At 58.0% G+C, this 238-nt stretch carries 1 pseudogene; it reads right to left on the bottom strand.

Going from position 1 to position 238, the window contains the following annotated elements:
* Window positions 1-238: pseudogene (locus SB753_RS41035) on the bottom strand (MFS transporter); the annotation flags it as partial.

Raw genomic sequence — 238 nt, 5'->3', positions numbered from 1 at the left:
GTTTCGGCGAGCCCGAAAAGATAAGGTCCGACAAAGCCGCCCAACAAGCCGATCGTATTGATGAAAGCAAGTCCGGCCGCAGCCTGCACGCCTTGCAATCGCTTCATCGCCACGGCCCAATACGAAGGCAGAATGCCGCCCGCGAAAAAGCCGGTGATGCCAAGCAGCGTGATTTGTGCCGCCTGATTTTTCGTCGCGATAAACGCGCAAGCGGTGATAACCACGCCCGCAGTCAGCA

The organism is Paraburkholderia sp. SIMBA_053 (assembly GCF_046534895.1).
Taxonomy (GTDB): Bacteria; Pseudomonadota; Gammaproteobacteria; order Burkholderiales; family Burkholderiaceae; genus Paraburkholderia; species Paraburkholderia caledonica.
Note: the sequence above shows the minus strand (reverse complement) of the source record. Positions and strands in the feature narration are given on the sequence as shown.